A 26,412-nucleotide genomic window follows, 5' to 3' on the forward strand; every position below is an offset into this window, starting at 1 on the left:
GCACGTCTCTGCGAAACCACGGACACGCGCCGGGCCTTGCCGGCATGTAGCTCAAGGTAGGGCAAGCATAGGGGCAGTTGAACGAACTTGAACAATGCCGGTTGACAGGGGTGCGGCATGACCGATGGCAGGGGCGACGCCCGCCGCACGGCCATTCGCAGGCGCCGGACGGGCGGCCGCGACCACCCTTCCGTCGCCACAGGTCGCCACGGGGGGCCTGAAACTTGTCACGCGCTTCGTTTATAATCGCCGACTGGTTGCCTGCCCTGCCCCGAACCGGGCGCGGACGGCAAGCACGATCCGCGCCGTGCACTCACTCGCGGCGAGCCATGCCGGGGCGCCTGCATCGGACCGGTGCGACAGCAACAGACTATCCAGGCAGGTCGGAGCCATCGTGGCGTTCCGCCGCCCTCTGACAGGAGTACGTGCGTGAGCGGTTCCATGAGCAAATCCGACCAGAGCGTCTTGCGCCAGTTTTCGATCATGATCGGCGGCCTGGTCGTGCTGACCGTGGTGCTGATCCTCGCGGCGCTGGCGATCCACGAGCACGAGCCGAAGGAAACCAACCCGAACCAGCCGGCCCGCGTTGCCGCGCGGCTCGCGCCGGACGGCGCCGTCTACGCCGGCAACACCGGCCGCGCCGCCATGCAGGCCGCCGCCGACGCCGCCGCCAAGGCGGCCGCCTCGCAGGTCGCCTACGGCGGCACCACCGACGGCAAGGCGATCTACGACCACCTGTGCACCAGCTGCCACGCCTCCGGCGTCGCCGGCGCGCCGAAGACCGGCGACAAGGCCATGTGGGGTCCGCGCCTGGCGCAGGGCATCGACACCCTGGTCAAGCACGCGATCGATGGCTACCACGGCCCGGACGGCAATTTCATGCCGCCCAAGGGCGGCAACCCGGCGCTCACCACCGAACAGGTGACCAACGCCGTGCACTGGCTGACCGATCAGGCGAAGTAACTTCGCCTGATCCAACAAGCTTTCGCCAAACGCCGCCCTCCAGGCGGCGTTTTCGTTTACCCCCTCCCCCCTCGGGAGAGGGTTGGGGAGAGGGTACGGGGCTCCGCCCGCCCCACCAAAACAAAAACCAAAGCCACCCTGGGCAGCGTTTTCGTTTTCCCCTTCCCTGGCTTCGCGCGGGAAGGAGGCAAACTCACTCCGCATGCTCCTCGACCCACGCCCGCGCGAACTCCCGCAGCTGCGGGAAGAACGCCGCGAAGCGCCCCTGCAGCTCCGCCTCGCGCTGCAGCAGCAGCGGCAACGCCGAGGCCAGCGGGTTGGCGCGGCTCAGGCGCTGCCCGATGCCGCCCAGCGCGTCGCCGAACACGGCGTCGTCGGTGTACGCCGCCGGCAGGCCATGCGTCTCCATGTAGCCGCGGAAGCGCCGCAGCGCCGGCGGCAACAAGGCGTCCTGCCGCCACAGCAGCGCGCGCAGGGCCAGCGAATACTCCGCCAGCGGCTGCGCGCTCCACTGCGGAAAATCCCGCGCCAGGCAGCGGTCGAACCACATGTCCAGCAGGATCCCCGCGTAGCGGCGGTACGGCGGGGGCAGCAGCACCTTGGCCGCGAGCACCTCGGGATGGGCGTCGGTGTACGCATCGATCGCCCGGTGCAGGCGGATCCCGGCGATCACCCGCGGCGGTAACAGGACCGCGTCCGGCGGGCCGCGCACGAAATCGCCCAGCATCCCGCCCAGCTGCAGGGCTTCGTCGTCGCCGGCCAGCAGCGCGTGCGCCAGGTGGTTCATCGGCGCCGCCCGCGGCAGCCGATGCGTCCGGCGGTTATCATCACGGGCATGACTCCCACCGAGCTCTCCACCGCACCTGCCGGCTTTCCGGATGTGGCCGCCAGTTTCATGCTCGACGGCCCCGCCGGCAAGCTGGAGGCGATCAGCGACGTCGCCGAAGCGGCCTGCGCGCGCCGCGGCGTGGCGGTGATCTGCCACCCGCTCACGATCGAGGGCGGCAGCATGCACAACAAGGTGGTGACGATGGCCGAGCGCGCGCTGCGCGAATCCGGGCTGGACACCGTGCGCTTCAACTTCCGCGGCGCCGGCGAGTCGCAGGGCGACTACGACAAGGGCCGCGGCGAAGGCGACGACCTGGCCGCGGTGGTGGACTGGGTGCGTCGCATGCGCCCGGACGACGCGCTGTGGCTGGCCGGCTTCTCGTTCGGCAGTTACGTGAGCATCGCCAACGCGGTGCGCCTGCACGCCGACGCGCTGGTCAGCATCGCGCCACCGGTCGGGCGCTGGCCGTTCGACGCGGTCGAGTTGCCGCGCTGCCCGTGGCTGATCGTGCAGGGCGAGGCCGACGAGATCGTCGAGCCGCAGGCGGTATTCGACTGGGTCGAGACGCTGGCACACCGGCCCGAGCTGGTGCGCATGCCCGAGACCAGCCACTTCTTCCACCGCCGGCTGATGGACCTGCGCGGCGCGATCAAGCATGCGGTGCACGGCTGGTTGCCGCCGAAGCGGCATGCCTGAGGCGCACCAGCCACTCCCTGCCAAGACCTGTCCGTCCCATGAGTGAACCCTCACTGGCGCCCACGGCGCGCTATCTCGAAGGCGTCGCCGCGCACCGCTGGGAGTCCGACCCGACCCAGCTGGCGCTGCTGCCGGAATTCGACCGCATGCATGCGGCACTGTGCACCGAACCGGCGAACGGCAACGGCCTGCTCGGCCGGCTGAAATCGCTGCTCGGCAACGAGCCGCCGGCGGCCGTGCCGGGGTTGTACCTGTGGGGCACGGTGGGCCGCGGCAAGACCTTCCTGATGGACCTGTTCGCCGCCAGCCTGCCGCACGGCGTGGTGCTGCGCCGGCACTTCCACCGCTTCATGGGTGAGCTGCACGAGCACCTGCGCGCGCTGGGCGAGCGGCAGAGCCCGCTGGTCGAGGTGGCCGCCGGCCTCGCCGCGCGCTGCCGCGTGCTGTGCCTGGACGAGTTCCTGGTCAACGACATCGGCGACGCGATGATCCTCTCGGGCCTGCTCGACGCGCTGTTCGCGCGCGGCGTGACCCTGGTCACCACCTCGAACACCGCGCCGGCCAACCTGTACAAGGGCGGCCTGCAGCGCGCCCGCTTCCTGCCCGCGATCGCGCTGATCGAGGAACATTGCCACGTGGTCGAGATGGCCTCCGCGCACGACTGGCGCCTGCGCGCGCTGACCCAGGCGCCGGTCTACCTCACCCCGCCCGGCGCCGAGGCGCATCGCGCGCTGGAGCGCATCTTCGCCAGCCAGGCCCGCGGCGGCGTGCAGGAAAACGGCAACCTGCACGTCAACGGTCGCGACATTCCGTTCGTCAAGCGCGACGACGAGATCGTCTGGTTCGAGTTCGCCGCGCTGTGCGAAGGCCCGCGCGCGGTGGCCGACTACATCGCGCTGGCCAAGGCCGGGCCGACGGTGATCGTCGCCAACGTCCCGCAATTCACCGTCTACAGCGAGGACGCGGCGAAGCGCTTCGTGCAATTGGTCGACGAATTCTACGACCGCCACGTCAAGCTGGTGCTCACCGCCGCCGCGTCGATCACCGAGCTGTATGACGGCGAACGCCTGCGCGCCGAGTTCGGCCGCACCGAATCGCGCCTGATCGAGATGCAGAGCGAGGCCTACCTGGCGCTGGAGCATCGGCCCGAGTGATCCGCCACCGGCGCATTGCTCCCCCGCCACCGCCGCAGTAGCCTGCAACCGCTGGCAGCACGCTGTCGCGCACGGGAGGGGACGATGAAGATGACGCAGGGATCGCTCGCGAGTTCCCGCGCGGGCGCCGGCATCGCGTGGCCGGCCGGCGACGCCGAACCGCATGCCCTGCCCGGTTTCGACGCCGTGGCGCGGCTGGCAGCCACCACGCTGGGCACGCCGCTGGTGGCGCTGCTGCTGGCCGACGGCAGTGCGTTCTGGTACACCCCGCCCGGCCACGGCGACCCGATCCGCCTGGACGGCATGCTGCTGGCCGCCTGCCGGCAGGCCACGCGCCGCGGTGTCGCCGAGGTTGTGCACGATGCGCGCGACGATGCCCGCTTCCTGCCGGTCGACGCCGATCCGGCGCACGCCGTGATCGGCTTCTTCGCCTGCGAGCCGGTGTTCGCGCTGAACGGCCAGTTGCTGGGCGCGCTGTTTGCCGTGGACCGGCGCCCGCATCCGCCGCTCCACGCCGGCGAACGCAATGCGCTGCGCGACGCCGCCTCGCTGGCCGGCACCGGCGCGGCGCTGCGCCACTACCTGGACCGCACCGACCCGGCGACCGGGCTGCCGCACCGCAATGCGTTCTTCGCCGACCTGCACACGCACCTGCCGGGCGCGGACGACACCGCCTGGCTGCTCGCCGTCGAGGTGGCGCCGGTGGCGCGCTTCAACGCCTTCGTGCGGGCCATGGGGCACAGCTACGCCGACGCGCTGATGCACGCGGTGGCGGCGCGGGTGCAGGCGTGGATGACGCCGGGCATGCAGCTCTACCAGGTCGGCACGGCGCGCCTGGCACTGCTGCCCGCGCACCCGCACGACGAACTGCTGCCGGCGCGCCTGGACGAATTCGTGGCCCTGCTGCGCGAACCGATCGACTGCCTCGGCGTGCCGCTCACCCTGCAGCCCGGCGTGGGCCTGCTCAAGGTCGAGGCGCACGAACTGCGCGGCGGCGACCCGCTGCGGCGCGTGATGAACGCCGCCCACGTCGCGCAGGACAGCGTGCGCGGCTGGGCCGTGTACGACCGCACGCAGGACGAACGGCAGCGACAGGATTTCTTCCTGGTCACCGAGCTGGCCGCCGCGCTGTCCGAGCGCGCCGAGCTGGAACTGCACTACCAGCCGCGCGTGCAGCTGGCCAGCGGCCGCTGCGTGGCGCTGGAGGCGCTGGCGCGCTGGCGCCACCCCACGCTCGGCGCGGTGCCGCCCGGCGTGTTCGTGCCGCTCGCCGAGCAGGCCGGGCTGATGCGTTCGCTGACCGACTGGGTGCTCGACCACGGCCTGGCGCAACTGGCCGCATGGTTGCGCGACGGGCTCGACGTGCAGCTGTCGCTGAACGTGTCCAGCGCCGACCTCGACGCCACCCTGGAGACGCGCCTGACCGCCGCGGCGCGGCGGCATGCGGTGCCGTTGGCGCGGCTGGAGCTGGAGTTCACCGAGAGCACCGCGATGCGCCACAGCGACGCCAACCGCTGCCACCTGGCCGCACTGCGCGAGGCCGGCGTGGGCATCGCCATCGACGATTTCGGCATCGGCTACAGCAACCTCGACGCGCTGCGCCAGATGCCGGCCAGCTGCGTGAAGATCGACAAGTCGCTGGTGTGCGGGCTCGACGCCAGCCGGCACGACGCGGCGGTGGTGCGCTCGATGGTGGCGCTGGCCCACGAACTGGGTTTCCGCGTGGTGATGGAAGGGGTGGAAACCGGGCGCGTACTGGAAGCCGTGCGCGGCATGGCTTGCGACGAAGTGCAGGGCTTCCACATCGCCCACCCGCTGCCGGCGGCGGACGTGGCCGGCTGGCTGCGCGAGCACGCGTCGCCGCCCCCGGCGGATCGCCTGCCCGGCTGAACGGCCGCGTCGCGGCAACCGCTCACGGCACGGCGTGGGCGCGCTGGAACCGGCGGTGATGGATCAGCAAACCGCTGAAGTAGGCGATGTAGTAGCCCACCAGCAGACCGACCACCAGCATGGTCAGCGGCGTGAGCGCATGGCCCATCGGCGGCATCGCGCCGGGGTCGGCTGGCACCTGCTGCATCGACGGCCACGCCACCAGCATCCGCCAGGCCAGCCGGCCCAGCAGCAGCGCGGTCAGCAGCGCGCCGATCCACGGGTTCGGCACGTAGCAGTCGCCCTTGACCGGATCGACCTCGAAGCGGGTCAGGCGCAGCCCGAGCAGGCCGATCGCGCCACCGATCAACACACCGCCGGCGAGGCCTTCGGCGAGTGCAAGCCGGTGCAGCCCGCTGAGCGCGAGCAGGCCGCCGATCAGCGCGAACATCACGATGCGGAACAGCATCCGCTTGCGCCGGATCGGCTGGCGGCCGAACTGCCGGCTGACCCGTCGCCACACCATCCAGGCGAGGATCGGCAACATGACGAGATAGTTGGTCAGATGTGCAGGCATGGCGTGGTCCATGGGAGAGCCGGTCGCCAGCTTAGTGCGGCCGCCCGGCGCGGGCGACTGACGTTTGTCACCCGTCGCCGCAGCGAATACCCGCAGGACAGACGCCGTCCGCCGCCTCGGCCGCCACATGGCGGCGGACCGAAGGGCCGGCGCACACCGTCCGCTTCGCGTTGCCCCATGCCGCCCCGCGCCGGTCGCTTGCTACTTCGCCTTGCCCTGGTTGGCCACCGCGGCCATCTTCGCCGCGATCGCCTCGGCGTCGCCGAGGTAGTAGTGCCTGAGCGGCTGCAGCGCCTCGTCGAACTCGTACACCAGCGGCACGCCGTTGGGAATGTTCAGCTCGACGATGGCCTGGTCGGAGATGCCGTCCAGGTATTTCACCAGCGCGCGCAGCGAATTGCCGTGCGCGGCCACCAGCACGCGCTGGCCGGCCTTGATCGCCGGCGCCAGCACCTCGTGCCAGTACGGCAGCACGCGGGCCACGGTGTCCTTCAGGCATTCGGTGTCGGGGATGTCCTTCGGGTCGAGCGCCGCGTAGCGCGGGTCGTGCACCGATTCGTTCTTGTCGCGCTCCAGCGGCGGCGGCGGGATGTCGTAGCTGCGCCGCCAGATCTTCACCTGCGCCTCGCCGTATTTCGCCGCGGTCTCGGCCTTGTTCAGGCCGGTGAGGCCGCCGTAGTGGCGCTCGTTGAGGCGCCAGTCGGTGAGCACCGGGATCCACATCAGGTCCATCGCGTCCTGCACGCCCCACAGCGTGCGCACCGCGCGCTTGAGCACCGAGGTGTGCGCCACGTCAAAATGATAGCCGCCCTCGCGCAGCAGGCGGCCGGCCTCGCGCGCCTCGGCCATGCCCTGCTCGGTGAGGTCGACGTCGGCCCAGCCGCTGAAACGGTTGTCGAGGTTCCACTGCGATTGGCCGTGGCGGATCAGGACGAGCTTGTGCATGGGGGCGCCAACAATGAGATGTAAAGGCGAAATGGTGCCGGTCGACCCGGGCAGCGTCAAATGCGGCCCCTGCCACAGGTCATGGCCAACCCTTGGCCCGGTGGCTGCATCCTAGTGCGTATACCCATCCATCGAAGACTCAAGGAGACTGCCATGCGTCGCTTCCCGACGATCCTCATCCTCGCCGCGCTGGCGCTGGGCCTGGGCCTGCCGCCGCTGGCCAGCGCAGGCGACAACGACATCGACAAGGTCAACGGCTCGGTGCAGGTCGCGGCCGGCCAGCAGGTCGGCGACGTCAGCACGGTGAACGGTGCGGTACACATCGCCGGCGGCGCCAGCGTGCACGAGGCCAGCACCGTCAACGGCGAGGTCGAGCTGGGCGACAAGGCGCAGGCGACCGAACTGGGCACGGTCAACGGCGCGATCAGCCTGGGTCGCGCCAGCCGGGTCAGCGGCAAGGTGAACGCGGTCAACGGCAGCATCCACCTGGCCCCGGGCGCCGAGATCGGCGGCCGGCTGGAGAACGTCAACGGCGCCATCGTGCTGGACGGCGCCCACGTCGCCGGCGGCGTCGGCACGGTCGGCGGCGACGTCACCATCGGCGCCGACTCGCGCGTCGAAGGCGGCATCCTGGTCGACAAGCCGAACAACGGCTGGTTCCACTGGGGCAGCGAGCGCAAGCCGGTGATCGTGATCGGCCCGCACGCGGTGGTGCGGGGCACGCTGGAGTTCCGCCGCGAGGTGGTGCTGAAAGTCAGCGACAGCGCGCAGATCGGCCCGGTGAAGGGCGCCACGCCGGAGCAGTTCAGCGGCGCCACGCCGTAAGCAGGAGTGAGTGGAGAAGAGTGAGGAGTTGGAGAAAAGCCGGGGCACGCCCTGCTCTCTCTCCTCACTCCTCTTCACTCGCTTCTCGCTCCTTCACAGCCAGTCGCGCGGCTTGAGGTACCCGGCCAGCCTCGCCTCGGCCGAACCAGGCTCGGGCTGATACGCGTACTCGAAGCGCACGCGCGGCGGCAGGCTCATCAGGATCGACTCGGTGCGCCCGCCCGACTGCAGGCCGAACAGCGTGCCGCGGTCGTAGACCAGGTTGAACTCCACGTAGCGGCCGCGCCGGTACAGCTGGAACTCGCGCTCGCGCTCGCCGTACGGCGTGTCCCTGCGGCGCGCCACGATCGGCAGGTAGGCATCGAGGAAACCCTGGCCGACGTCGCGGGTGAACGCGAAGCAGCGCTCGAAGCCGCCCTCGTTCAGGTCGTCGTAGAACAGGCCGCCGACGCCGCGGGTCTCGTCGCGATGCTTCAGGTAGAAGTACTCGTCGCACCACTGCTTGTAGCGCGGATAGACGTCCGCGCCGTACGGCGCGCACAGCTCGTGCGCCACCGTGTGCCAATGCCGCACGTCCTCGTCCACCGGATAGAACGGGGTGAGGTCGAAGCCGCCGCCGAACCACCACACCGGCTCCACGCCTTCCTTGCTGGCCTCGAAGTAGCGCACGTTGGCGTGGGTGGTCGGCACGTGCGGGTTGTTCGGGTGCAGCACCAGCGACACGCCGGTGGCGATGAAGCTGCCGCCGGCCAGCTCCGGCCGGTGCGCGGTGGCGCTGGGCGGCAGTTGATGACCGGACACGCGCGAGAAATTCACCCCGGCCTGCTCGAACACCGCGCCACCGCGCAGCACGCGGGTGCGCCCGCCGCCGCCCGCCTCGCGCGTCCACGCGTCCTCGGCGAAGCGCGCGCCGCCGTCGGCCCGCTCGATCGCGCTGCAGATGCGGTCCTGCAGTTCGCGCAGAAAGGTTTCGGCCTGGTTGGCTTGCTCGCTCATCGTCTGGCTCATCGGTTCGGTGCGGCGAGCTTAGCAAGGCGACCGCGGCGGCGGTGCGACGTCGCGCGGAAACGACGACGGCCCCGCACGCAGGGCCGTCGTCGTCGCGGATGGCCGCGGCATCAGCCGCCCGGCGAAGCCATCGGCATCGATTCGGCGCCGGCGGAAATCAGCTGCAGGTCCCGGCCGATGTCGCCACTGAGGTAGCGCATCCAGTTCATGTAGTTGGTATGGATCAGGCGCGTGCCGTCCTTCTTCACCTTGTACTTCAGGTTGGTGCTGTCGACGTAGCGGATCCTGACCTGGTGCGTGTCGAAGGCGACGTGGATCTTCGCCTGGTAATCGTTGCCGTTCAGCGCCGCGTCGATGCCGTCGGCATGCTCGGCGGTGACGACCCAGGTACGACCGATCAGCGCGCCCTTGACCGCCTTGCTCACCTGCACCGCGGTCAGGCCGGCGGGCACGTCGATCGGCGGCGGGTCGACCAGCGGCGTCTGGCGGAACGCCATGGTCAGCAACAGCATGGGCAGCAGCAACAGCAACAACAGTCGTGAACGCGACATCGTGTTTCCTCCCTGATAGGCCGGCAAAGCGCACGGCCCGTGCAGTCTGCCGGGCGGCAGCGCGGCGCACAAGGCGGCGCTCAGCTGATCCGCGCGCGCATCCGCCGGTGCCCGATCAGCCCCGCCCAGCGCAGCCCCAGGTCGATCCACATCAGGTAGCTGGCCTCGAGCAGCAGCAGGCCGAGGTAGCGACGCTGCCACGGCAGCGTCGGCTCGGCGGCGACCGGATTGCCGTCGAAACCGAGCCGGCGCGCCAGCAGCAGGCAGCGCGCCAGGTGGTAGCGACTGGTCACCAGCGCCACCGGCGGCAGGCCGGCATCGCCGGCCTCGGCCAGCAGCAGGCGGCGCGCGTGGCGCAGGTTTTCCAGCGAGTCGACCGACTCCTGTTCCAGCTGCACCTGCACCTCGCCGGGCAGTCTGTGCAGCCGCAGCCAGGCGTGGCCGGCAGCGGCCTCGCTGCACTGGCCACCGCTGCAGCCGCCGAGCAGCAGCAGGTGACCGGTCTGCTGCTGCTCGGCCAGCGCCAGCGCACGGCGCAGTCGCTGCCGGTAGTCGTGTTCCGGCACATCGCGCTCGAGCCGGCGGCCGAACACCAGCGTCACCATCCGCCGCGGCGGTGCCAGCGGGCTGCGCATGGCGACACGGCAGACGTGGATCAGGTAGCCCAGCCAGACCAAGCCCGCGCTGAGCACCAGCGCCAGCGCGGTCACCAGCGCGGCATGCTGCACGTCGCGGTCGCGCAGGTAGCGCCAGGGGTTGCGTGGTGGGGACGGATTCGGCAACACGGGGAAGTGCGGAGCGGGGGTGCGTCAGCATAGCCGCAGCGCGCCGCCGGCGGCGGTTCGGCGGCTGAACGCCCGCCGCGCGCAGACTAGGCATTCACAGGGGTGCCGGCTACGCTTTCCCGATGCCTTCCCCGATGACACCGCTCGCGGTCACCGCGTACACCGCCACCTCCGCCATGGGCAGCGGCCTCGCGGCGCAGCTCGACGCGCTCGAGCACGCCCGCAGCGGCCTGCGCCCGAACGACATCGGCAGCGCGCCGCTGACCTGCTGGATCGGCCGGGTCGAGGGCGTGGAAGACACCGTGCTGCCCGCCGCGCTCGCCGCCTGGGATTGCCGCAACAATCGCCTGGCCTGGCTGGGGTTGAACCAGGATGGCTTCCTCGAACGCGTGCGGGCGGCGCGTGCACGCTACGGCGCCGACCGCGTCGCGCTGCTGCTGGGCACGTCCACCGCCAGCATCGGAGCCACCGAGGAAGCCTATCGCCGGCTCGATGCCGACGGCGGCTTCGCCGACGACCTGCTGCGCCCGGCGATCCACGCACCGCATTCGCTGGCTGCCTTCGTCGCCGCCGCGCTGGCGCTGGAAGGGCCGTGCCTGACCGTCTCCACCGCCTGCTCGTCCAGCGCCAAGGTGTTCGCCAGCGCCGAGCGGATGCTGCGCCTCGGCCTGGTCGACGCGGCGGTGGTCGGTGGCGTGGACACCCTGTGCGACAGCGTGCTGTTCGGCTTCAACGCGCTGGAGCTGGTGTCGCCCGAGCCGTGCCGCCCGTTCGACGCCACGCGCAGCGGCATCTCGATCGGCGAGGCGGCCGGCTTCGCCCTGCTGGAACGCGCGGAGGTGGCGCCCGCCGCACTGCGATTGCTCGGTTACGGCGAGGCCAGCGACGCGCACCACATGTCCACCCCACACCCGCAGGGCCTCGGTGCCGAGCTGGCCCTGCACGACGCGCTGGCCCGCAGCGGCCTCGACGCGGCGCGGGTGGATTACATCAACCTGCACGGCACCGCCAGCCTGAAGAACGACAAAGTGGAGGCGGCGCTGGTGGCGCGCGTGTTCCCGGCCAGCACACGGGCCAGTTCGACCAAGGGCTACACCGGCCACACGCTGGGCGCCGCCGGCATCGTCGAGGCCACCGTCGCGCTGCAGGCGATCGCGCACGGCCTGATCCCGGGTAACCTCGGCGGCAACACTCCCGATCCGATCTGCGGCGCGCAGTTCGCCTGGCGCAACGAGCGCCGGCGCGTCGACGTGGCGCTCAGCAACTCGTTCGGCTTCGGCGGCAACAACGCCTGCCTCGCGTTCGCCCGTGCGGGGTTCGCCGCATGAGCGCGCTGCGCCTTTGCGTGGAAGGCGTCGGCCTGTGGTCGCCGCCGCTGGCCGACTTCGCCGCGCTGCGCGCGCTGCTGGCCGGCACCACGCCACCCGCGCCGCCGCCACGCCCGGCCGCCGCCACGCTGCCGCCGAACGAACGCCGGCGCGCGCCGGAGAGCGTGCTGCTGGCGATCGAGGCGGCGGGCCAGGCGCTGGCGATGAGCGGCCGCGACGCCGCCACGCTGGCCTGCGTGTTCGCCTCCTCGCACGGCGACCAGGCGATCACCGACTACATGTGCGCCACCCTGGCGCGCGCACCGGCGGAGTTGTCGCCGACCCGCTTCCACAATTCGGTGCACAACGCCGCGGTCGGCTACTGGACCATCGCCACCGGCTGCCACGCGCCGTCCACCGCGATCTGTGCCCAGCACGCCAGCTTCGGTGCCGGCCTGCTCGAAGCCGCCAGCCAGGTGCTGGCCGAGCAGCGCCCGGTGCTGCTGGTATGCAGCGATACCGCCGGCAGCGGCCCGCTGAACGAAGTCACCGCCTGCCACCAGCCATTCGGCTGCGCGCTGGTGCTGGCGCCGCACGCCGGCCCGGCCACGCTGGCCCGGCTCGACCTCACGCTGCAGCCGGGCACGGCCCCCGACCCGCCGCTGCCCGAGCCGCTGGCAAGCTGGCGCGCCGGCAACCCGTCGGCGGCGAGCCTGCCGCTGCTGGCCCTGCTCGCCGGTGGCGGCGGCCACTGCCAGCTGGCCGCCGCCGCTACACTGGGATTGCGCATCGACATGGAGCACGTCACTTGAACATGGCCACTGCACGCTGGTGCGTGCTGATTCCCTGCCTCAACGAGGAAGCCGCGATCCGCTCGGTGGTCGAGTCCGTGCTGGCGCTCGGCGCGCCGGTGATCGTGATCGACGACGGCTCGGACGACCGCACGCCCGAGATCGCCGCCACGCTGCCGGTGACCCTGCTGCGCCACGACACGCGCCGCGGCAAGGGCGAGGCGCTGCGCCACGGCTTCCGCGAGGCGCTGCGCCAGGGCTACGACGCCGTGCTGACCATGGATGGCGACGGCCAGCACCTGGCCAGCGACATCCCGCGCATCGTGGCCACCGCGCAACGCCACCCGCAGCACATCGTGATCGGCGCGCGCCTGCTCGACCGCGAGCAGCAGCCGAAGGGTCGCCGCCGCGCCAACGCGGTGGCCGACTGGGGCATCTCCTGGGCCTGCGCGCAGCCGGTGGCCGACACCCAGAGCGGGCAGCGCTGGTACCCGCGCGCGGCGCTGGCGCTGGTCGACCTGCCGGCGGAGAACTTCGTGTTCGAGGCGGCGATCCTGATCGCCGCCTCGCGCGAACAGCGGCTTGGCGTGGTCTCGGTGCCGATCGCCTCGCGCTACCACGGCACGTTCCGCCCCAGCCACCTCAAGCCGGTGCGCGACGTCACCCGCATCACCACTTACACGATCGGCCGGGTGATCCACTACGGCCACGTGATCCGCAGCTATCGTCGCTCGCGTGGTGTGCCGCTCGTGGTCGACGAGTCCGCTGGCTGATCCGGCAGGCGGCCATCGCCCCGTGCGGCGATGGCCAGGCCGAACGGTTACTCCAGATCGCCGAGCATGTCGTCCTTGCCGGGCCGGGCCAGCCAGCCGGCAATGTCTTCACCGAGCGCCTTGACCGTTCGCCCGAGCACCGAGCAGTTGCCCTTGAAGCCGCCGAACGCGCCGCCCATCGAATTGCGCCGCCCGATGAAATGGCCGACCTCGGTGCCGTCCTGGTAGAGCCGGCCCTTTACCGTGGTGTAGGTGTGGTGGCCGAGGAACGCGTTGCCGTCGGCCACCGAGTCGGTGATCTCCAGCACCAGCGCGCGGCCCGCCGAACCGGCGCCAACCGACGCCACCTGCGTCACCGCCACGCCCTTCTCCTGCCCGTACTTCTTGATGAAGCCGGACAGCTTCTCGCCGAGCTGGCACTCGCGCTTGACCGCACCCGCGATCACCGCATCCTGCGCGAAAGGAACCACCGCCGGCACGCTCACCGTGGCAGACGGCGCCGCGTTGTTGTCGGCGGCATGGGAAACGGAAAAGACACCGCACAACAAGGCGGCGGAAACAAGAGCGGTCTTGCGCATCGAACATCCTCCGTGATGGAACCCCCCTGGCTCCGTCCGTGCAGTATGCCGGTTCGCCGTCGCTCAGCCCATGCCGCCGTTGACGCCGATCAGCTGGCCGTTGACGTAGCCGGCCGCGTCGGAGCACAGGAACGCCACCAGCGCGGCCACTTCCTCCGGCCGGCCGGCGCGCTGCGCGGGCACCAGCTCACGGATACGTTCGGGCGGGAACGCCGCCTCGGCCATGCGCCCCTCGATCACGCCGGGCGCGACCACGTTGACGGTAATCCCGCGCGAGGCCATCTCGCGCGCCAGCGACTTGCTGGCGCCCACCAGCGCCGCCTTCGCCGCGGCGTAGTTGGTCTGGCCGCGATTGCCCAGCTGTGCCGCCGCCGAGCCGATCGAGACGATGCGGCCGAAGCGCGCGCGCGCCATCGGCAGCAGCAGCGGCCGGGTGACGTGGAAGAAGCCGTGCAGCGAGACGTCGATCACCCGGTGCCACTGCTCGTCACTCATGCCGGCCATCGGCGCGTCGTCGTGGATGCCGGCATTGTTGACCAGCGCGTGGATCGGCCCTTCGGCCAGCAGCGCGTCCAGCGCCGCGCGGGTCACCTCCGCATCGGTGACGTCGAACGCCAGCGCCTGCGCGCTGCCGCCGTCGGCGACGATCGCCACGGCGGTTTCCTCGGCCCGGGTCAGGCTGTGGTGGCCATGCACGATCACGTGCCAGCCGGCCGCGGCGAGCGCGTGGCAGATCGCGCCGCCGAGCTCGCCGCTGCCGCCGGTGACCAGGGCGCGGCGTGCGGGATGGGCTTCGGACATGGCAGGCCTCGCAGGCGGATCAGCGGGAAGGATGGATCACCGCGGCGCGCCCGCTGGCCAGCAGGCGGCCGCGATGCTCGACGCGGAACGCATACTGCGCGCCGCCGTCGTCGGCGTAAAGACACTCGGCGTGGACGTCCAGATGGCCGTCGAGCCGATCGACGTATTCCTCGAACAGCTGCACGTCGCGCAGGCTGACCAGCCTGCCGGGGCGCACCGTCTCGCTGCCGCGCGCACGCGCCAGCAGCGCGCCATGCACAGCCATCGCCTGCGCGCCGTACTCAGCCAGATGCACCGCATGCAGGCCGTGTTCGCCGCGCAGCGGGTTGTCGGTGCGCGCATGGCCCGCGCTGACCGCGTGGATCGTGCGCTCGTCCCACGCGAGCACCGCGTCGAGCAGGCACATCGTGCCCGCATGGGGGATCAGCTGGGCCCAGTCAGTCTTCGGCAGCATGCGGCGCCATCAGGATCGACAGGCAGAAATGGAACGCCACGCCCAGGCTCACGGTGAGCCCGATCGCGCGCAGCACGGGGATCGTCGCCCACGCCAGCATGCCGAACACCAAGAGCGCGGACAGCACACAGACCAAGGTGGCGTGCAGCGTGCGCCGCTGCTCGGCCGGATCGCCGGTGTCGCGCTCGAAGAACAGCGCGTAGTGCAGGCCCAGCCCGCCGGCGAGGATCAGCGCGACCAGGTGGAACAGCGAGATCTCGATGCCGGCCACGCGCTCCACCGCCAGCACCAGGAACGTCGCCAGGGTCATCGGCGCCAGCACGTGCCAGGTGCGGCGCACGCTGCGCAGCGCGAAGGTGATGGTCAACACCAGCAAAACCGCAGCGGCCAGCAAGGCCTGCAGGATGCGCGTGCGGTAGTCGACCACCAGCGACTCGGAAGCCGCTTTCAGATCCAGCAGGCGCACGGTGCCGTTCGTGTTCGTACCAAGCGCCTGCAACGCGGCCACGTCGTGCACGCCGCTGACCGTGCCCAGGCCCAGCCAGTGGCCGTCGCGCTCCACCAGCATCGCGGCGAGGCGCTGACCCAGCGGGGTCTGCGCGTAGCGCTGCGGCGTCAGTGGCGGCAGCGTGCGCGCGGCCTGCACGTCGTCGGCGAACGGCCGGAACAGGTCGGCGCGGAACGGCAGGCCCCGCGACGCCTCGTCCAGTGCGTGCTGCAGGGTGCCGCGATCGGGCAGCTTCGCCTGCCGCGCGCGCTGCACGGCCACGCTGGGCAGGTAACGCGACGGCAGCTCCAGCGCATCGACCGCGTGTCGTGCCAGCAGCGCATCGACGCGCGGCTGCAGTTGCTCCGACAACGCCAGCACGCCCTGTTCGGTCGGCGCCTCGAGCACCAGCAGGTAGCGCACGTCGGGCGCGCCGAGCGCCTCGCGCAGGCGCGCGTCGTGCTGCAGCAGGTCCGCCGGCAGCGGGGTCAGCGCGGCGAGGTTGTCCTGCCAGAACGGGCCGCGCGCCAGCGCCAGCATCGCCACGATCGCCACGGCGACCACGCCGGGAATCCAGCGCGGCCGCGGCAGCCGGTCGACGAAGCTGCGCGCCCTCATCAGCCAGCGCATGCCGGCCACGTCGCGCACGCGCCGTGGCAGCAGCTGCGGCAGCAGGTAGCGCGTGCTGAAGCCGGCCACCAGCAGGCCGACGATGGTGAACACCGCCAGCTGCTTCAGCCCGTTCACGCCCGACGCGTAGAACGCCAGGTAGGCGATGCAGGCCGAGGCGATCGCGGTCAGCAGCAGCGGCCACAGCGCACGCACGCTGGCCAGTGCGTCCTCGCCGGCACGACGGTGGCTGAGCACGCGGATCGGGTATTCCTGCGCCACGCCGAGCAGGGTGAAGCCGAACGCGAGGGTGATCCCGTGCACCGCAGGAAACGCGAGCGTCAACGCGGCGATGCCGGCCAGCGCGGCGCTGGCGATCGGCAGCGCCGACAGCAGCAGCGAACCGACGCTGCGGTACGCCAGCAGCAGCAGCGCGACGAAGCCCACGGTGGAGATGCGCCCGATCCAGTCGGCCTGGTGCCGCGTCTGCGCGCCGACCACCACGCTGAAATAGCCCGGGCCGCTCAACTCGAGCTTCGCGCCGGCGCTGCCGGGCAGCGCGGCGAAGGCGTGGCGGATGCCGTCGATCGCCTGCTGCTGCGCACCCGGATCGAAACCGGCGGCGACCGTCTGCACCAGCAGCAACGCCTCGCCCTGCGGCGAGAACCACACGCCCTCGCGCAGTTCCGGCGACTTCGCCGGCGCCCACAGCTCGGCCAGCTTCAGCACCTCCAGCGTGGGGTCGCGCGGCAGCAGGCCTTTCAGCAGACTGGCCGCCGGCGAGGAAAGATCGTCCAGTCGTTGCTGCAGCTGGTCGGCGAGGTACGCCTCGTCCAGCGGCTGCGTGTCCAGCGTGGGCGACAGCAGGTAGCGGTACGGCAGCAGGCCGCCGTCCAGCGCGCCGAGGTCGAAACTGCCGTTGAGCACCTGGCTGTAGCGTCGGTCGTTCTTCAGCGCCGCGGCGAGGCCCTGGCTCAGCGCGGCCAGTTGCGTGTCGGACTGGCCGCGGATGGAGAGCAGCAGCAAGCGCGAACCCGGCCCTTCGCCGACCTGTTCCATCAGCAGGCGCTGGTCCGGCGTGGTCGGCGCGGGCATGAAGCTGCGCAGGTCGGTGCTGACGTGCAGCCGCTGGCTGACCATCCAGCCGAGCCCGGCCAGGGCCAGCAACCAGGCCAGCAGCAGCGTCGCGCGGGCGCGCATGTTCAGGGTGCGCTCCGGCACAGCGCCTCGAGCGCCTCGCGGGTGGGCGCAGCCGGCATCTGCGCGGCGAGCGGGCCGAGCAGGTCGACCGCGAGGTCACCATCGGCTTCCTGCATGTGCATGCAGCGCGAGGCGTTCGCGTAACCGTCGATGCGGATGCTGGCGACGGTCTTCGCCACGCGGGCGTCGCGCGGCACCAGGGTCAGCGTCCACGCGCCGCCGGTGTCGCCGTGCTGGCGGATCTCGAACGCCTGCTGCAATCGCGCGGCGTCGCCGCTGAGCAGCGCCACGAAACTGTCCAGCAGCACCTGCAGCTGCGGCGCGCGCTTCAGCGAGAAGTGCCGCGGACTCCTGCCGTCGCGCTGCTGGGTCACCTCGCCGTCGGCGATGGTGGCGGTTTCCTTTTGCGGCTGTTCGACGCGCCGCTGCAGCCGGTCGCCGCCCAGCCACGACAGCTCGCCGGAGACCACCAGCGGCCGATCCAGCACCTGCAGGAAGCGCGCCTCGGCGAAGGCGGTATGCGCGGGCGCCGGCTGGCCCAGCGCGGCCACCAGCGCCGCCGCCGACGCCGCCGGGGCCGGCTCAGACGCCGACGCGCTCGCCCACGGCAGCAGCAGGCTCAGCAGCAGGCTCGCTCGCAGCGGGCGCCTCTTGCCAGAAATCATAGAAGTTGAACCAGTTGTAGGGGGCGACGTGGATGTAGTGTTCCAGCCGTTGCGCATAGCGGGCAATCAGCACGTCCAGCACCGGGCCACGATCATGCCGCGGAATCTCCACCCGGTCGCTGAACGGCTCGAACACCAGCCGGTAGCGGTTGCCGCCCAGGTACAGACCGAAACACAGCACCACCGGCACCCGCAGCGTATGCGCCAGCAGCCACGGACTGACCGGGAACGGCGCCGGGGCACCGAGCAGGCCGGTACGCCGCAGCACCTCGTGGCCGCGACCGCGGTCGGCCAGCATCGCCACCACCGCGCCGTCAGCGCAGGCCTCGGCCATCGCCAGCGCGATCGTGGTGCCATCCTGCGCCGCATCGATCACGCAGGCGCCCACGTCCGGTGCCAGTGCTTCGAGCAGCTCGGTCATCGCCGGCGTCTTCTGCTTGTCCAGCACCACCCGCAGCGCCATCTGCGGACGGCGCGCGCCGATCGCGCGCAGCGCCTCGAAGCTGCCCTGGTGCGAGCCGAGCAAGAGGACGCCGCGGCCCTGCGCGATGCGCTCATCGAGCAGGTCCAGGCCCTCGGTCTCGATCTGGAACGGCCGCTCGCCATGCGCCAGCAGGAAGATCCGGTCGAGGATGGTGGCGGCGAAGCAGTGGATGTGTTTCAGCACCTGCCACGCCGTCGCCGGCCGGCCGAACGCCCGCCGCAGGTACTGCCGCGAGGCCCGCCGTTCCGGCCCGCGGCGCAGGAAGAAGTACAGCGTGATCGGGTACAGGCACAGCCGGCCCACACGGCGCCCGCCATGCAGCGCGATGGTGCGGATCAGCCACAGCGCGAAACGCCCACCGCCCTCGGGCCGGCTCTGCCAGTGTCCATGCATGTTCATGTCGCTCCCTCGACCAGGCCGCGTGCCAGCAGCATGCCGTCACGCCGTATCTCGAAACGGATGCGTGACGCGTCCGTCGCCGCCAGCTGCAGCTGCGCCGTCTCGCCCGGCAACAGCGGCGCGGCGAATTTCGCTTCCAGCACGCGGCCCAGCCGCTGGCCGCGCCAGGCGCGCAGGGCCAGCGCCACCTGCTCCAGCAACACCACCCCGGGCACCAGCGGCGCGCCGGGAAAATGGCCGGGCAACGCGGGATGCCCCGCGTCGACGCGCAGCGCCTGTTCGAAGCCGGCGCTCATGGCGCCACCACGCGCTTGCCGCGCAGCAGCTGCGGCCAATGCAGCGCCAGTTGCAGCAGCATGTCGTGCAGGCCGGGGTGCGGCAGATGGCGCAGCCGCCAGCGGCGGCAGCCGTACTCCGCCAGAAACGCCACCCCCAGCAGCAGATAGCCACCCAGATGCAGCCACACCGCGGCCCAGCGTGCGGGCACGACCAGCGGTGCGGCGATGCCGGCGCGCGCCAGCAACCCATCATGGTCGGCGCACAGCAGCAGGACGGCCAGCAGCAGCGCCTGGCCGCCCAGCAGCACGGTCCAGAACCAGGTGACCTGGCGCGCGTAGGCGGCCACGCCCGGCTGGCGCAGCCGCTCGGCGCCCTCGATGGCAACGATGAAACGCTCCACCAGCGGCTCGGGTGTGCCCAGCGTGCGGCCGAACCAGGCCGCCAGCAGCGCGTTGATCAGCACCGGCACCGCCTCCAGCAGCGCGCCGGCGAAGCCGCAGCGCCAGCTCAGCAGCAGGCCGAACAGCACGCCCGACCACAGCAGCCACGACGTGCCGCGGCGCGCCAGCAGCTGCGGCAGCATCAGCACGGTCAGCAGCAGGGCCAGCGCCAGCAGCGCGAACACCTGCCGCTGCGTCACGGCGCCGGCGATCGCCAGCAGCGGGTAGGCCGGCAACAGCAGCAGGCCATAGCGCCGCGTGGCGTGTTCGGGCGAAAGAGGAGAGGACGTCATGCCGGGTTCCGCATCGGCTCCACCGGAACCGCGAGCCTGCCACGGGCGAAGCAACGCAGCATGAAGGAAGCGGCGTGGACGGGCTCGGAACGCATCGCCGGCCTCAGCCGGCGCGGTTCTGCTCGACGTGCGCGGACAGCGTGCGCAGGCTGGTGAAGATCTGCCGGTTGTCCGGGTTGTCCGAGCGCAGCTGGAAGCCGTAGCGCCTGGACACGGCCAGGGCGATTTCCAGCGCGTCGATCGAATCCAGCCCCAACTCGCCACCGAACAGCGGTGCGTCGGGATCGATCTGCCCGGGGGTGACGTGCTCGAGGTTCAGGCATTCCACGACCAGGGTGGCCAATTCGTGCTGCGCCGATGTCTGTTCCGCCATGCTCGGTTCCGTACGCTGAATGCATTGCCTCCCCCCGGTGGCAGTGATCGCGGAGTGTAACATAGCGCCCTTGTCGTTCCCGGTTGTACGCCATGATGCAGGGCTGCGAAAACCCCCAGATGGACCCGCTGCCGCGCCGCGCGCCGCAGGTGTGCTATCGCACCGGCGAAGCAGCCGCGCTGCTCGCCGAACCCGGCACGCTGGCCCTGTTCGGCTTCGGTGCCGGCACGCCGGCCAGTGCCGACCCGCGCTACCTGCAGGTGGCGCTGGAACCCTTCGATGCGGACGCGCCGCTGGAGCTGTGGCGGGTCGATGCACCGGTCAGCTGCGGCAGCGACGGTGCCTTGCACTGGTCGGCCGGCGGCGGCTGGCTGTTCGTGGCGCTCGAGCTGGACGAACGCGAACACGGCGGGCCGACCGCCACCGCCCGGCTGGCGTACGAGCGGCTGCACCGCTTCGTCGCCACCCGCGCGGCGCAGCACGTGCTGCGCGTGTGGAACTACCTCGGCGCGATCAACCATGGCGATGGCGACGCCGAGCGCTACAAGCATTTCTGCGACGGCCGCGCCGCCGGCATGGGCGACTTCTTCGCCGAAGGCTTCCCCGCGGCCACCGCGATCGGCCACCACGGCGACGAGCACCGCCTGCAGGTTTATCTGCTGGCTGGCGACCAGGCCGGCCTGCGGGTGGAAAACCCGCGCCAGGTCAGCGCCTGGCGCTACCCGCGCCAGTACGGACGCACGCCGCCCAGCTTCGCCCGCGCGATGGCATTGCCGGCGCAGGACGTGCTGGCCATCTCCGGTACCGCCGCGGTGGTCGGCCACGCCTCGGCGCACCAGGACGACCTCGATGCCCAGCTGGAGGAAACGCTGCTCAACCTCGAGACGCTGCTGGCCAGCGCCGGCATGGCCGCCGGCTTCGACCCTCGCTCGCCGCTGAAGGTCTACGTGCGCCACGCGGCGGACGCTGCACGCGCGCGCGACTTCCTGCAACACCGCCTACCCGGCGTACCGCTGCTGCTGCTGCACGGCAACATCTGCCGCCGCGAGTTGCTGGTGGAAATCGACGGCTGGCGTTACGCCTGGAGCGGGGAGTGAGCGAAGGCAACGGCGGAGCGCGCTTCGGCTTTTATCTCGCGCCTCACTCCCCTTCGCTCACTCCTGCTTCACCGGCCGCTTCCAGCCGGGAAACGTCTGCTGCTTGCCGCGCGCCACGGTGAGCTCGCCCGCGGGCGCATCGCGGGTGATCACCGAGCCGGCGCCTATGGTGGCCTGGGCGCCGATCGTCACCGGCGCGACCAGCGCACTGTTGGAACCGATGAAGGCGCCGTCGCCGATCTGCGTGGCGAACTTGTTCACGCCGTCGTAGTTGCAGGTGATGGTGCCGGCGCCGATGTTGACGCCGCGGCCCACCACGGTGTCGCCGAGGTAGCTCAGGTGGTTCGCCTTGCTGCCTTCGCCGAGATGCGTCTTCTTGGTTTCCACGAAGTTGCCGACGTGCACGCCGGCCTCGAGTTCGGTGCCGGGGCGCAGTCGCGCGAACGGGCCGATCGTGCACGGACCGTGGGTGACCACGCCGTCCAGGTCGCAATGCGGCTGCACCATCGTGCCGGCGGCCAGCTGCACGTCCTTCAGCCGGGTGAACGCACCGATGCGCACGTCGTCGCCGAGCACCACGCGGCCTTCCAGGATCACGTCGACATCCAGCTCGACATCGCGGCCGCTGGCGACCGTGCCGCGCACGTCGACGCGCAGAGGATCGGCCAGGCGCACGCCATTTCGCATCAGCGCACGCGCCGCACGCTGGCGGTACTCGGCTTCCAGCCCGGCGAGCTGCAGCGCATCGTTCGCACCCGAGGCCTCCACCGGATCGGCGCACTCCACGCCGAGCGCCGGGCGCTTCTCCTCGCTCGCCATCGCGAAGATGTCGGTGAGGTAGTACTCGCCCTGCGCATTGTCGCGGTCGAGCCCGGCGATCCAGACGCGCAGCGCGGCGGCAGAGGCGACGAGGATGCCGGTGTTGACCAGGTTGACGGCACGCTGCTCCTGGTCGGCGTCCTTCTCCTCGATCACCGCCCGCACGTGGCCGTTGCCGTCGCACAGCACGCGGCCGTAGCCGCACGGATCGGCCAGGCGCATGGTGAGCAGGCTGAAGCCTCCCTCTGCTGCCGCCAGCTGTCGCAGGGTGTCGGCCCGGGTCAGCGGCACGTCGCCGTACAACACCAGCACGCGCGCGCCATCGGGGATCTCGCCCAGCGCCTGCTCCACCGCATGGCCGGTGCCCAGTCGCTCGGCCTGCAGCACCCAGCGCAGATCGGTCTGGTCGGCGAACGCGGCCCGTACCTGGTCGCCACCGTGGCCATAGACGACATGGATGGCCGCCGGCTGCAGCGCCCGCGCGGTGTCGATCACGTGCGCCAACAGCGGTCGCCCCGCCAGCGGCATCAGCACTTTCGGGCGGCTGGATTTCATCCGCGTGCCGGCGCCGGCGGCGAGGATGACGACGTGGAGGGAAGCGTGGTTCATCGGTGTCGGCCCTGACAGGTTTCGATCAAAAAAGCATAGCAGCCGATTCGGCCTTGACGCGGGCAGGTGTGAGTCAACGCTGCGCCGCCGCGGACGAAACCGTGGACTTGCCGGCGTGACAGGCGAAACGGAACACATAGACCAGACTGAACGGCTTCGCCTCGCTGTCGACCACATGGCTGTTGCCGTCGACGTCGGCAGCCCAGCGATTGATCGTCAGCGGGTTGAACTGCCATTGCAGCGCGGCCACGCGCACCGCGTCGACGAATGCGTGCCGGCTCGCATCCGCCTGTGCCTCGCCCGTCACGCGCACCTCGTCGACCTTGCCCTGTTCGTCGACGACCAGCAACGCCGGCACTTCCTGAGGAGGAGGGCAATGGGCCAACACACTCGGTGGATATACCGGCGTCACGCGCTTGAATGGGGTGGCGCCGCTGGACACCTCGCCCAGCGCCAACTGGTAGCGCACCGTATCGGGCGGCACGACCACTCGCCATGACGCATCACCGCTGGCTGGCGGTAGTGACTGATGTGGCGACGTGGCGCAGCCGGCCAGCAGCAACGACAGCATGCAGCCGCATAAACGGAAGGTGGGAATCGCTCCTGCCATCGCAATCTTCCCTGCATTGCCAAAGCTGCATCGTGCCGACACGAAAACGCCGGCACAAGGCCGGCGCTCTTTTCCGTGGAGATCCATCGAAGCAACCGCTTCATCCACGGGTGCGGCCATGGATGGCCGCCTTTTGACTTTTGCTTTGCGCTCACGGACGAGCGCACCAACCTCAGTGCTTGAGGCTCTTGCGCAGGCGCTCCAGCGCCTGCAGCTGGGTAATCGCCTGGGCCAGCTTGACCTGGGCCTCGGCAATTTCCATCGCATCGGTGCGGTTGGCCAGCGCGTCCTCGGCTTCCTTCTTGGCGCGCTGCGCGGAGGCCTCGTCGAGGTCGGCGGCACGCGCGGCGGTGTCGGCCAGCACGGTGACCACCTGCGGCTGCACTTCCAGCATGCCGCCGGAAATCCAGAACTGCTGGCGCTCGCCGCCGGCCAGCAGCACGTCGACGTGGCCCGGCTTGAGGCGGGTGATCAGCGGCGCGTGGCGCGGCGTGATACCGAGCTCGCCGATTTCGCCGGTGGCAACGACCATCGTCGCGTCGCCGGAGAAGATCTCGGCTTCGGCACTGACGATGTCGACGCGAATGGTTTGGGTCATGACTCAGGTTCCAAATGCTTAAAGCGACGGGCGGGCACGCGGTCCGCCCGCGGGATCAGGCGGCCTTCTTGGCGCCCATCTCTTCCGCCTTCTTGATCGCCTCGTCGATGCCGCCGACCATGTAGAACGCCTGCTCCGGCAGATGGTCGACGTCGCCGTCGACGATCATCTTGAAGCCGCGGATGGTTTCCTTCAGCGACACGTACTTGCCCGGCGAGCCGGTGAACACCTCGGCCACGTGGAACGGCTGCGAGAAGAAGCGCTCGCACTTGCGCGCGCGCGCCACGGCCTGCTTGTCCTCTTCGCTCAGCTCGTCCATGCCGAGGATCGCGATGATGTCCTTCAGCTCCTTGTAGCGCTGCAGCGTGCCCTGCACCTTGCGGGCGACGTCGTAGTGCTCCTGGCCGATCACGTTCGGATCGAGCTGGCGGCTGGTGGAATCGAGCGGATCCACCGCCGGGTAGATGCCCAGGCTTGCGATGTTGCGCGAGAGCACCACGGTCGCGTCCAGATGGGCGAAGGTGGTGGCCGGCGACGGATCGGTCAGGTCGTCCGCGGGCACGTACACGGCCTGGATCGAGGTGATCGAACCGGTCTTGGTCGAGGTGATGCGCTCCTGCAGCACGCCCATTTCCTCGGCCAGGGTCGGCTGGTAGCCCACCGCCGACGGCATGCGGCCGAGCAGCGCGGACACTTCGGTACCGGCCAGCGTGTAGCGGTAGATGTTGTCCACGAACAGCAGTACGTCCTTGCCCTTGCCGTGCTCGTCCTTCTCGTCGCGGAAGTACTCGGCCATGGTCAGGCCGGTCAGCGCCACGCGCAGGCGGTTGCCCGGCGGCTCGTTCATCTGGCCGTACACCATGGCCACCTTGTCGAGCACGTTGGAATCCTTCATCTCGTGGTAGAAGTCGTTGCCCTCGCGGGTACGCTCGCCCACGCCGGCGAACACGGACAGGCCCGCGTGCGCCTTGGCGATGTTGTTGATCAGCTCCATCATGTTGACGGTCTTGCCCACGCCGGCGCCGCCGAACAGGCCGACCTTGCCGCCCTTGGCGAACGGGCAGACCAGGTCGATCACCTTGATGCCGGTTTCCAGCAGGTCGTTGGCAGCCGCCTGGTCGGCGTAGCTCGGCGCCTCGCGGTGGATCACCCAGCGGTCCTGCTCGCCGATCGGGCCGGCCTCGTCGATCGGGTTGCCGAGCACGTCCATGATGCGGCCGAGCGTCTGCTTGCCGACCGGCACCTTGATGCCTTCGCCGGTGTTGCGCGCCGCGAGGCCGCGCTTCAGGCCTTCGGTGGAACCGAGCGCGATGGTGCGCACGATGCCGTCGCCCAGCACCTGCTGCACTTCCAGCGTGATCTCGGTGCCATCGATCTTCAGCGCGTCATACACCTGCGGCACCTGGTCACGCGGGAACTCCACGTCGATGACCGCGCCGATGATCTGAACAACTTTGCCCTGGCTCATGCTGATAGCTCCGGATGAATCTCTTTAAGATTTCGATTTGTACAAAGCGCCAATGAAACGTCGCTCTTACTAGGAGTGCGGCCATGGATGGCCGCCTTTTGATCTTGCTCTGCGATCAGGGACGATCGCATTCATACCCACTTACACCGCTGCTGCGCCGCCCACGATTTCCGAGATTTCCTGGGTGATCGCGGCCTGGCGGGCCTTGTTGTAGACCAGGGTCAGCTCGCCGATCACCTTGTTCGCGTTGTCCGACGCGCTCTTCATCGCGACCATGCGCGCGGCGTGCTCGCTGGCCAGGTTCTCCAGCGCCGCCTGGTACACCACCGACTCGATGTAGCGGGTCAGCACGTGCTCCAGCACGGTTTGCGCGTCCGGCTCGTAGATGTAGTCCCAGTCGTGGCTCGACTCCAGCTTGACGCCGGCATAGGCCGACTCGCCCGCTTGCTGGTGCGCTTCCATTTCCGCGGCCACCAGCGGCAACGGCAGCAGCGCATCGATGGTCGGCTTCTGCGTCATGGTGTTGACGAAGTCGCTGTAGGCGAGGAACACGCGGTCCAGGCCATTGGCCTGGTAGGCGTCCATCATCACCTTGATCACGCCGACCAGCTGCTCGAGCTTGGGCTTCTCGCCGAGATGGGTGACGCTGCCGACCAGGTTGACGCCCTTGAGGCGGCGGAAGAACGCCACCGCCTTCTGCCCGATCGCCACCACGTCGACCTGCACGCCCTGCCGCTGCCATTCGGCGATCGCCGGCAGCAGGCGGCGGAACAGGTTGGAGTTGAGGCCGCCGCACAGGCCGCGGTCGGTCGACACCACGATGTAGCCGACCCGCGCCACGTTGTCGCGCTGGACCAGGAACGGATGGCTGAAATCGGTGCTGGCCTGCGCCACGTGCGCGATCACCTTGCGCATCGAGCGCGCATACGGGCGCGAGGCCTTCATCAGATCCTGCGCCTTGCGGATCTTCGAGGCCGAGACCATCTCGAGCGCGCGCGTCACCTTGCGCATGTTCTGCGTGCTCTTGATCTTGGTTTTGATTTCGCGTCCGCTGGCCATGCTCTATCCGCTCGTTA

29 protein-coding genes are annotated in these 26,412 nt (G+C 70.5%); 9 read left to right on the forward strand and 20 right to left on the reverse strand.

The features are described 5' to 3' along the window. The first annotated feature begins 441 nt into the window (after positions 1-441). On the forward strand, positions 442-963 hold the full coding sequence (locus tag R2APBS1_RS18205; RefSeq protein WP_015449059.1) for a c-type cytochrome: 522 nt from the start codon (positions 442-444) through the stop codon (positions 961-963). 193 nt (positions 964-1,156) lie between these two features. On the opposite strand, the gene R2APBS1_RS18210 is transcribed toward R2APBS1_RS18205, so the two are convergent. Further along, positions 1,157-1,750 (reverse strand): acyl carrier protein phosphodiesterase, encoded by a 594-nt coding sequence (locus tag R2APBS1_RS18210; protein WP_015449060.1) that lies wholly within the window; start codon positions 1,748-1,750, stop codon positions 1,157-1,159. A 48-nt stretch (positions 1,751-1,798) separates the two neighbouring features. Here R2APBS1_RS18210 and R2APBS1_RS18215 point away from each other — a divergent pair, with 48 nt between their 5' ends. The 3 genes from R2APBS1_RS18215 (at position 1,799) to R2APBS1_RS18225 (ending at position 5,532) form a co-directional block, all read left to right on the forward strand. Then, on the forward strand, positions 1,799-2,488 hold the full coding sequence (locus tag R2APBS1_RS18215; protein ID WP_027484071.1) for an alpha/beta hydrolase: 690 nt from the start codon (positions 1,799-1,801) through the stop codon (positions 2,486-2,488). 38 nt (positions 2,489-2,526) lie between these two features. Further along, positions 2,527-3,642: a cell division protein ZapE gene (gene zapE / locus R2APBS1_RS18220; RefSeq protein ID WP_015449062.1), complete on the forward strand. Its 1,116-nt coding sequence runs from the start codon at positions 2,527-2,529 to the stop codon at positions 3,640-3,642. 84 nt (positions 3,643-3,726) lie between these two features. Then, positions 3,727-5,532, forward strand: coding sequence for a putative bifunctional diguanylate cyclase/phosphodiesterase (locus tag R2APBS1_RS18225; RefSeq protein ID WP_015449063.1), 1,806 nt, complete (start codon positions 3,727-3,729; stop codon positions 5,530-5,532). Between the two features lie 22 nt (positions 5,533-5,554). Here the strand turns inward: R2APBS1_RS18225 and R2APBS1_RS18230 are convergent, their stop codons facing one another. Both R2APBS1_RS18230 and gpmA read right to left on the reverse strand, forming a co-directional pair. Next, positions 5,555-6,088 carry a CcdC protein domain-containing protein gene (locus R2APBS1_RS18230; protein ID WP_015449064.1) on the reverse strand — a complete coding sequence of 178 codons (534 nt, stop codon included), beginning with the start codon at positions 6,086-6,088 and terminating at the stop codon, positions 5,555-5,557. A 201-nt stretch (positions 6,089-6,289) separates the two neighbouring features. Next, on the reverse strand, positions 6,290-7,033 hold the full coding sequence (gpmA, locus tag R2APBS1_RS18235) for a 2,3-diphosphoglycerate-dependent phosphoglycerate mutase (protein ID WP_015449065.1): 744 nt from the start codon (positions 7,031-7,033) through the stop codon (positions 6,290-6,292). A gap of 153 nt (positions 7,034-7,186) precedes the next feature. On the opposite strand from gpmA, the gene R2APBS1_RS18240 reads away from it, so the two are divergent. Further along, positions 7,187-7,858 (forward strand): DUF4097 family beta strand repeat-containing protein, encoded by a 672-nt coding sequence (locus R2APBS1_RS18240; RefSeq protein WP_015449066.1) that lies wholly within the window; start codon positions 7,187-7,189, stop codon positions 7,856-7,858. 93 nt (positions 7,859-7,951) lie between these two features. Here the strand turns inward: R2APBS1_RS18240 and hemF are convergent, their stop codons facing one another. From hemF to R2APBS1_RS18255, 3 genes are all read right to left on the reverse strand, one after another. Further along, a complete protein-coding gene (hemF, locus tag R2APBS1_RS18245) occupies positions 7,952-8,854 on the reverse strand; it encodes an oxygen-dependent coproporphyrinogen oxidase (RefSeq protein ID WP_015449067.1) in 903 nt (300 codons plus the stop codon). 122 nt (positions 8,855-8,976) lie between these two features. Beyond that, positions 8,977-9,417, reverse strand: coding sequence for a hypothetical protein (locus R2APBS1_RS18250; RefSeq protein WP_015449068.1), 441 nt, complete (start codon positions 9,415-9,417; stop codon positions 8,977-8,979). 80 nt (positions 9,418-9,497) lie between these two features. Then, on the reverse strand, positions 9,498-10,202 hold the full coding sequence (locus R2APBS1_RS18255; RefSeq protein ID WP_007512358.1) for a YdcF family protein: 705 nt from the start codon (positions 10,200-10,202) through the stop codon (positions 9,498-9,500). A 134-nt stretch (positions 10,203-10,336) separates the two neighbouring features. Here R2APBS1_RS18255 and R2APBS1_RS18260 point away from each other — a divergent pair, with 134 nt between their 5' ends. From R2APBS1_RS18260 to R2APBS1_RS18270, 3 genes are read left to right on the forward strand one after another with little or no spacing between them, the layout of a single operon-like run. Further along, positions 10,337-11,530 (forward strand): beta-ketoacyl-[acyl-carrier-protein] synthase family protein, encoded by a 1,194-nt coding sequence (locus R2APBS1_RS18260; RefSeq protein ID WP_015449069.1) that lies wholly within the window; start codon positions 10,337-10,339, stop codon positions 11,528-11,530. Next, entirely contained in the window at positions 11,527-12,321 is a 795-nt protein-coding gene (locus tag R2APBS1_RS18265; RefSeq protein ID WP_015449070.1) for a beta-ketoacyl synthase chain length factor, read from the forward strand. The genes R2APBS1_RS18260 and R2APBS1_RS18265 overlap by 4 nt, the downstream gene beginning before the upstream one ends. 2 nt (positions 12,322-12,323) lie before the next feature. After that, positions 12,324-13,073, forward strand: a complete 750-nt coding sequence (locus R2APBS1_RS18270) for a glycosyltransferase family 2 protein (RefSeq protein ID WP_015449071.1) — start codon at positions 12,324-12,326, stop codon at positions 13,071-13,073. A gap of 47 nt (positions 13,074-13,120) precedes the next feature. Here the strand turns inward: R2APBS1_RS18270 and R2APBS1_RS18275 are convergent, their stop codons facing one another. The 9 genes from R2APBS1_RS18275 to R2APBS1_RS18315 form a co-directional block, all read right to left on the reverse strand. Further along, positions 13,121-13,651, reverse strand: coding sequence for a hypothetical protein (locus R2APBS1_RS18275; protein WP_015449072.1), 531 nt, complete (start codon positions 13,649-13,651; stop codon positions 13,121-13,123). 63 nt (positions 13,652-13,714) lie between these two features. Continuing rightward, on the reverse strand, positions 13,715-14,452 hold the full coding sequence (gene fabG / locus R2APBS1_RS18280; protein ID WP_007512371.1) for a 3-oxoacyl-ACP reductase FabG: 738 nt from the start codon (positions 14,450-14,452) through the stop codon (positions 13,715-13,717). Positions 14,453-14,471: 19 nt separating this feature from the next. After that, the gene (locus R2APBS1_RS18285; RefSeq protein ID WP_015449073.1) at positions 14,472-14,906 is read right to left on the reverse strand and encodes a hotdog family protein; all 435 of its coding nucleotides are present in this window, start codon (positions 14,904-14,906) and stop codon (positions 14,472-14,474) included. Continuing rightward, on the reverse strand, positions 14,890-17,202 hold the full coding sequence (locus tag R2APBS1_RS18290) for an MMPL family transporter (protein WP_174315860.1): 2,313 nt from the start codon (positions 17,200-17,202) through the stop codon (positions 14,890-14,892). The genes R2APBS1_RS18285 and R2APBS1_RS18290 overlap by 17 nt, the downstream gene beginning before the upstream one ends. 2 nt (positions 17,203-17,204) lie before the next feature. Continuing rightward, positions 17,205-17,867 carry a LolA-related protein gene (locus tag R2APBS1_RS18295; protein WP_027490344.1) on the reverse strand — a complete coding sequence of 221 codons (663 nt, stop codon included), beginning with the start codon at positions 17,865-17,867 and terminating at the stop codon, positions 17,205-17,207. After that, positions 17,785-18,750: a lysophospholipid acyltransferase family protein gene (locus R2APBS1_RS18300; RefSeq protein WP_015449076.1), complete on the reverse strand. Its 966-nt coding sequence runs from the start codon at positions 18,748-18,750 to the stop codon at positions 17,785-17,787. Before R2APBS1_RS18300 ends, R2APBS1_RS18295 begins: the two co-directional genes overlap by 83 nt. Beyond that, positions 18,747-19,046, reverse strand: a complete 300-nt coding sequence (locus R2APBS1_RS18305; protein WP_015449077.1) for an ApeI family dehydratase — start codon at positions 19,044-19,046, stop codon at positions 18,747-18,749. The genes R2APBS1_RS18300 and R2APBS1_RS18305 overlap by 4 nt, the downstream gene beginning before the upstream one ends. Next, positions 19,043-19,762: a COG4648 family protein gene (locus R2APBS1_RS18310; RefSeq protein ID WP_007512384.1), complete on the reverse strand. Its 720-nt coding sequence runs from the start codon at positions 19,760-19,762 to the stop codon at positions 19,043-19,045. The genes R2APBS1_RS18305 and R2APBS1_RS18310 overlap by 4 nt, the downstream gene beginning before the upstream one ends. A 103-nt stretch (positions 19,763-19,865) precedes the next feature. Beyond that, positions 19,866-20,135: a phosphopantetheine-binding protein gene (locus tag R2APBS1_RS18315; RefSeq protein ID WP_015449078.1), complete on the reverse strand. Its 270-nt coding sequence runs from the start codon at positions 20,133-20,135 to the stop codon at positions 19,866-19,868. A gap of 92 nt (positions 20,136-20,227) precedes the next feature. On the opposite strand from R2APBS1_RS18315, the gene R2APBS1_RS18320 reads away from it, so the two are divergent. Then, entirely contained in the window at positions 20,228-21,232 is a 1,005-nt protein-coding gene (locus tag R2APBS1_RS18320) for a chorismate transformation FkbO/Hyg5 family protein (RefSeq protein ID WP_015449079.1), read from the forward strand. A gap of 57 nt (positions 21,233-21,289) precedes the next feature. On the opposite strand, the gene glmU is transcribed toward R2APBS1_RS18320, so the two are convergent. From glmU to atpG, 5 genes are all read right to left on the reverse strand, one after another. Then, positions 21,290-22,660 carry a bifunctional UDP-N-acetylglucosamine diphosphorylase/glucosamine-1-phosphate N-acetyltransferase GlmU gene (glmU, locus tag R2APBS1_RS18325; RefSeq protein ID WP_015449080.1) on the reverse strand — a complete coding sequence of 457 codons (1,371 nt, stop codon included), beginning with the start codon at positions 22,658-22,660 and terminating at the stop codon, positions 21,290-21,292. A 73-nt stretch (positions 22,661-22,733) separates the two neighbouring features. Then, positions 22,734-23,390 carry a hypothetical protein gene (locus R2APBS1_RS18330; protein WP_236126974.1) on the reverse strand — a complete coding sequence of 219 codons (657 nt, stop codon included), beginning with the start codon at positions 23,388-23,390 and terminating at the stop codon, positions 22,734-22,736. A 52-nt stretch (positions 23,391-23,442) separates the two neighbouring features. Next, positions 23,443-23,868 carry a F0F1 ATP synthase subunit epsilon gene (locus tag R2APBS1_RS18335; protein ID WP_015449082.1) on the reverse strand — a complete coding sequence of 142 codons (426 nt, stop codon included), beginning with the start codon at positions 23,866-23,868 and terminating at the stop codon, positions 23,443-23,445. 55 nt (positions 23,869-23,923) lie between these two features. Then, positions 23,924-25,336 (reverse strand): F0F1 ATP synthase subunit beta, encoded by a 1,413-nt coding sequence (atpD, locus tag R2APBS1_RS18340; RefSeq protein ID WP_007512397.1) that lies wholly within the window; start codon positions 25,334-25,336, stop codon positions 23,924-23,926. A gap of 141 nt (positions 25,337-25,477) precedes the next feature. Continuing rightward, positions 25,478-26,395: a F0F1 ATP synthase subunit gamma gene (gene atpG, locus R2APBS1_RS18345; protein ID WP_015449083.1), complete on the reverse strand. Its 918-nt coding sequence runs from the start codon at positions 26,393-26,395 to the stop codon at positions 25,478-25,480. Positions 26,396-26,412 lie beyond the last annotated feature (17 nt).

The sequence above is a fragment of the Rhodanobacter denitrificans genome, from assembly GCF_000230695.2.
Classification (GTDB): domain Bacteria; phylum Pseudomonadota; class Gammaproteobacteria; order Xanthomonadales; family Rhodanobacteraceae; genus Rhodanobacter; species Rhodanobacter denitrificans.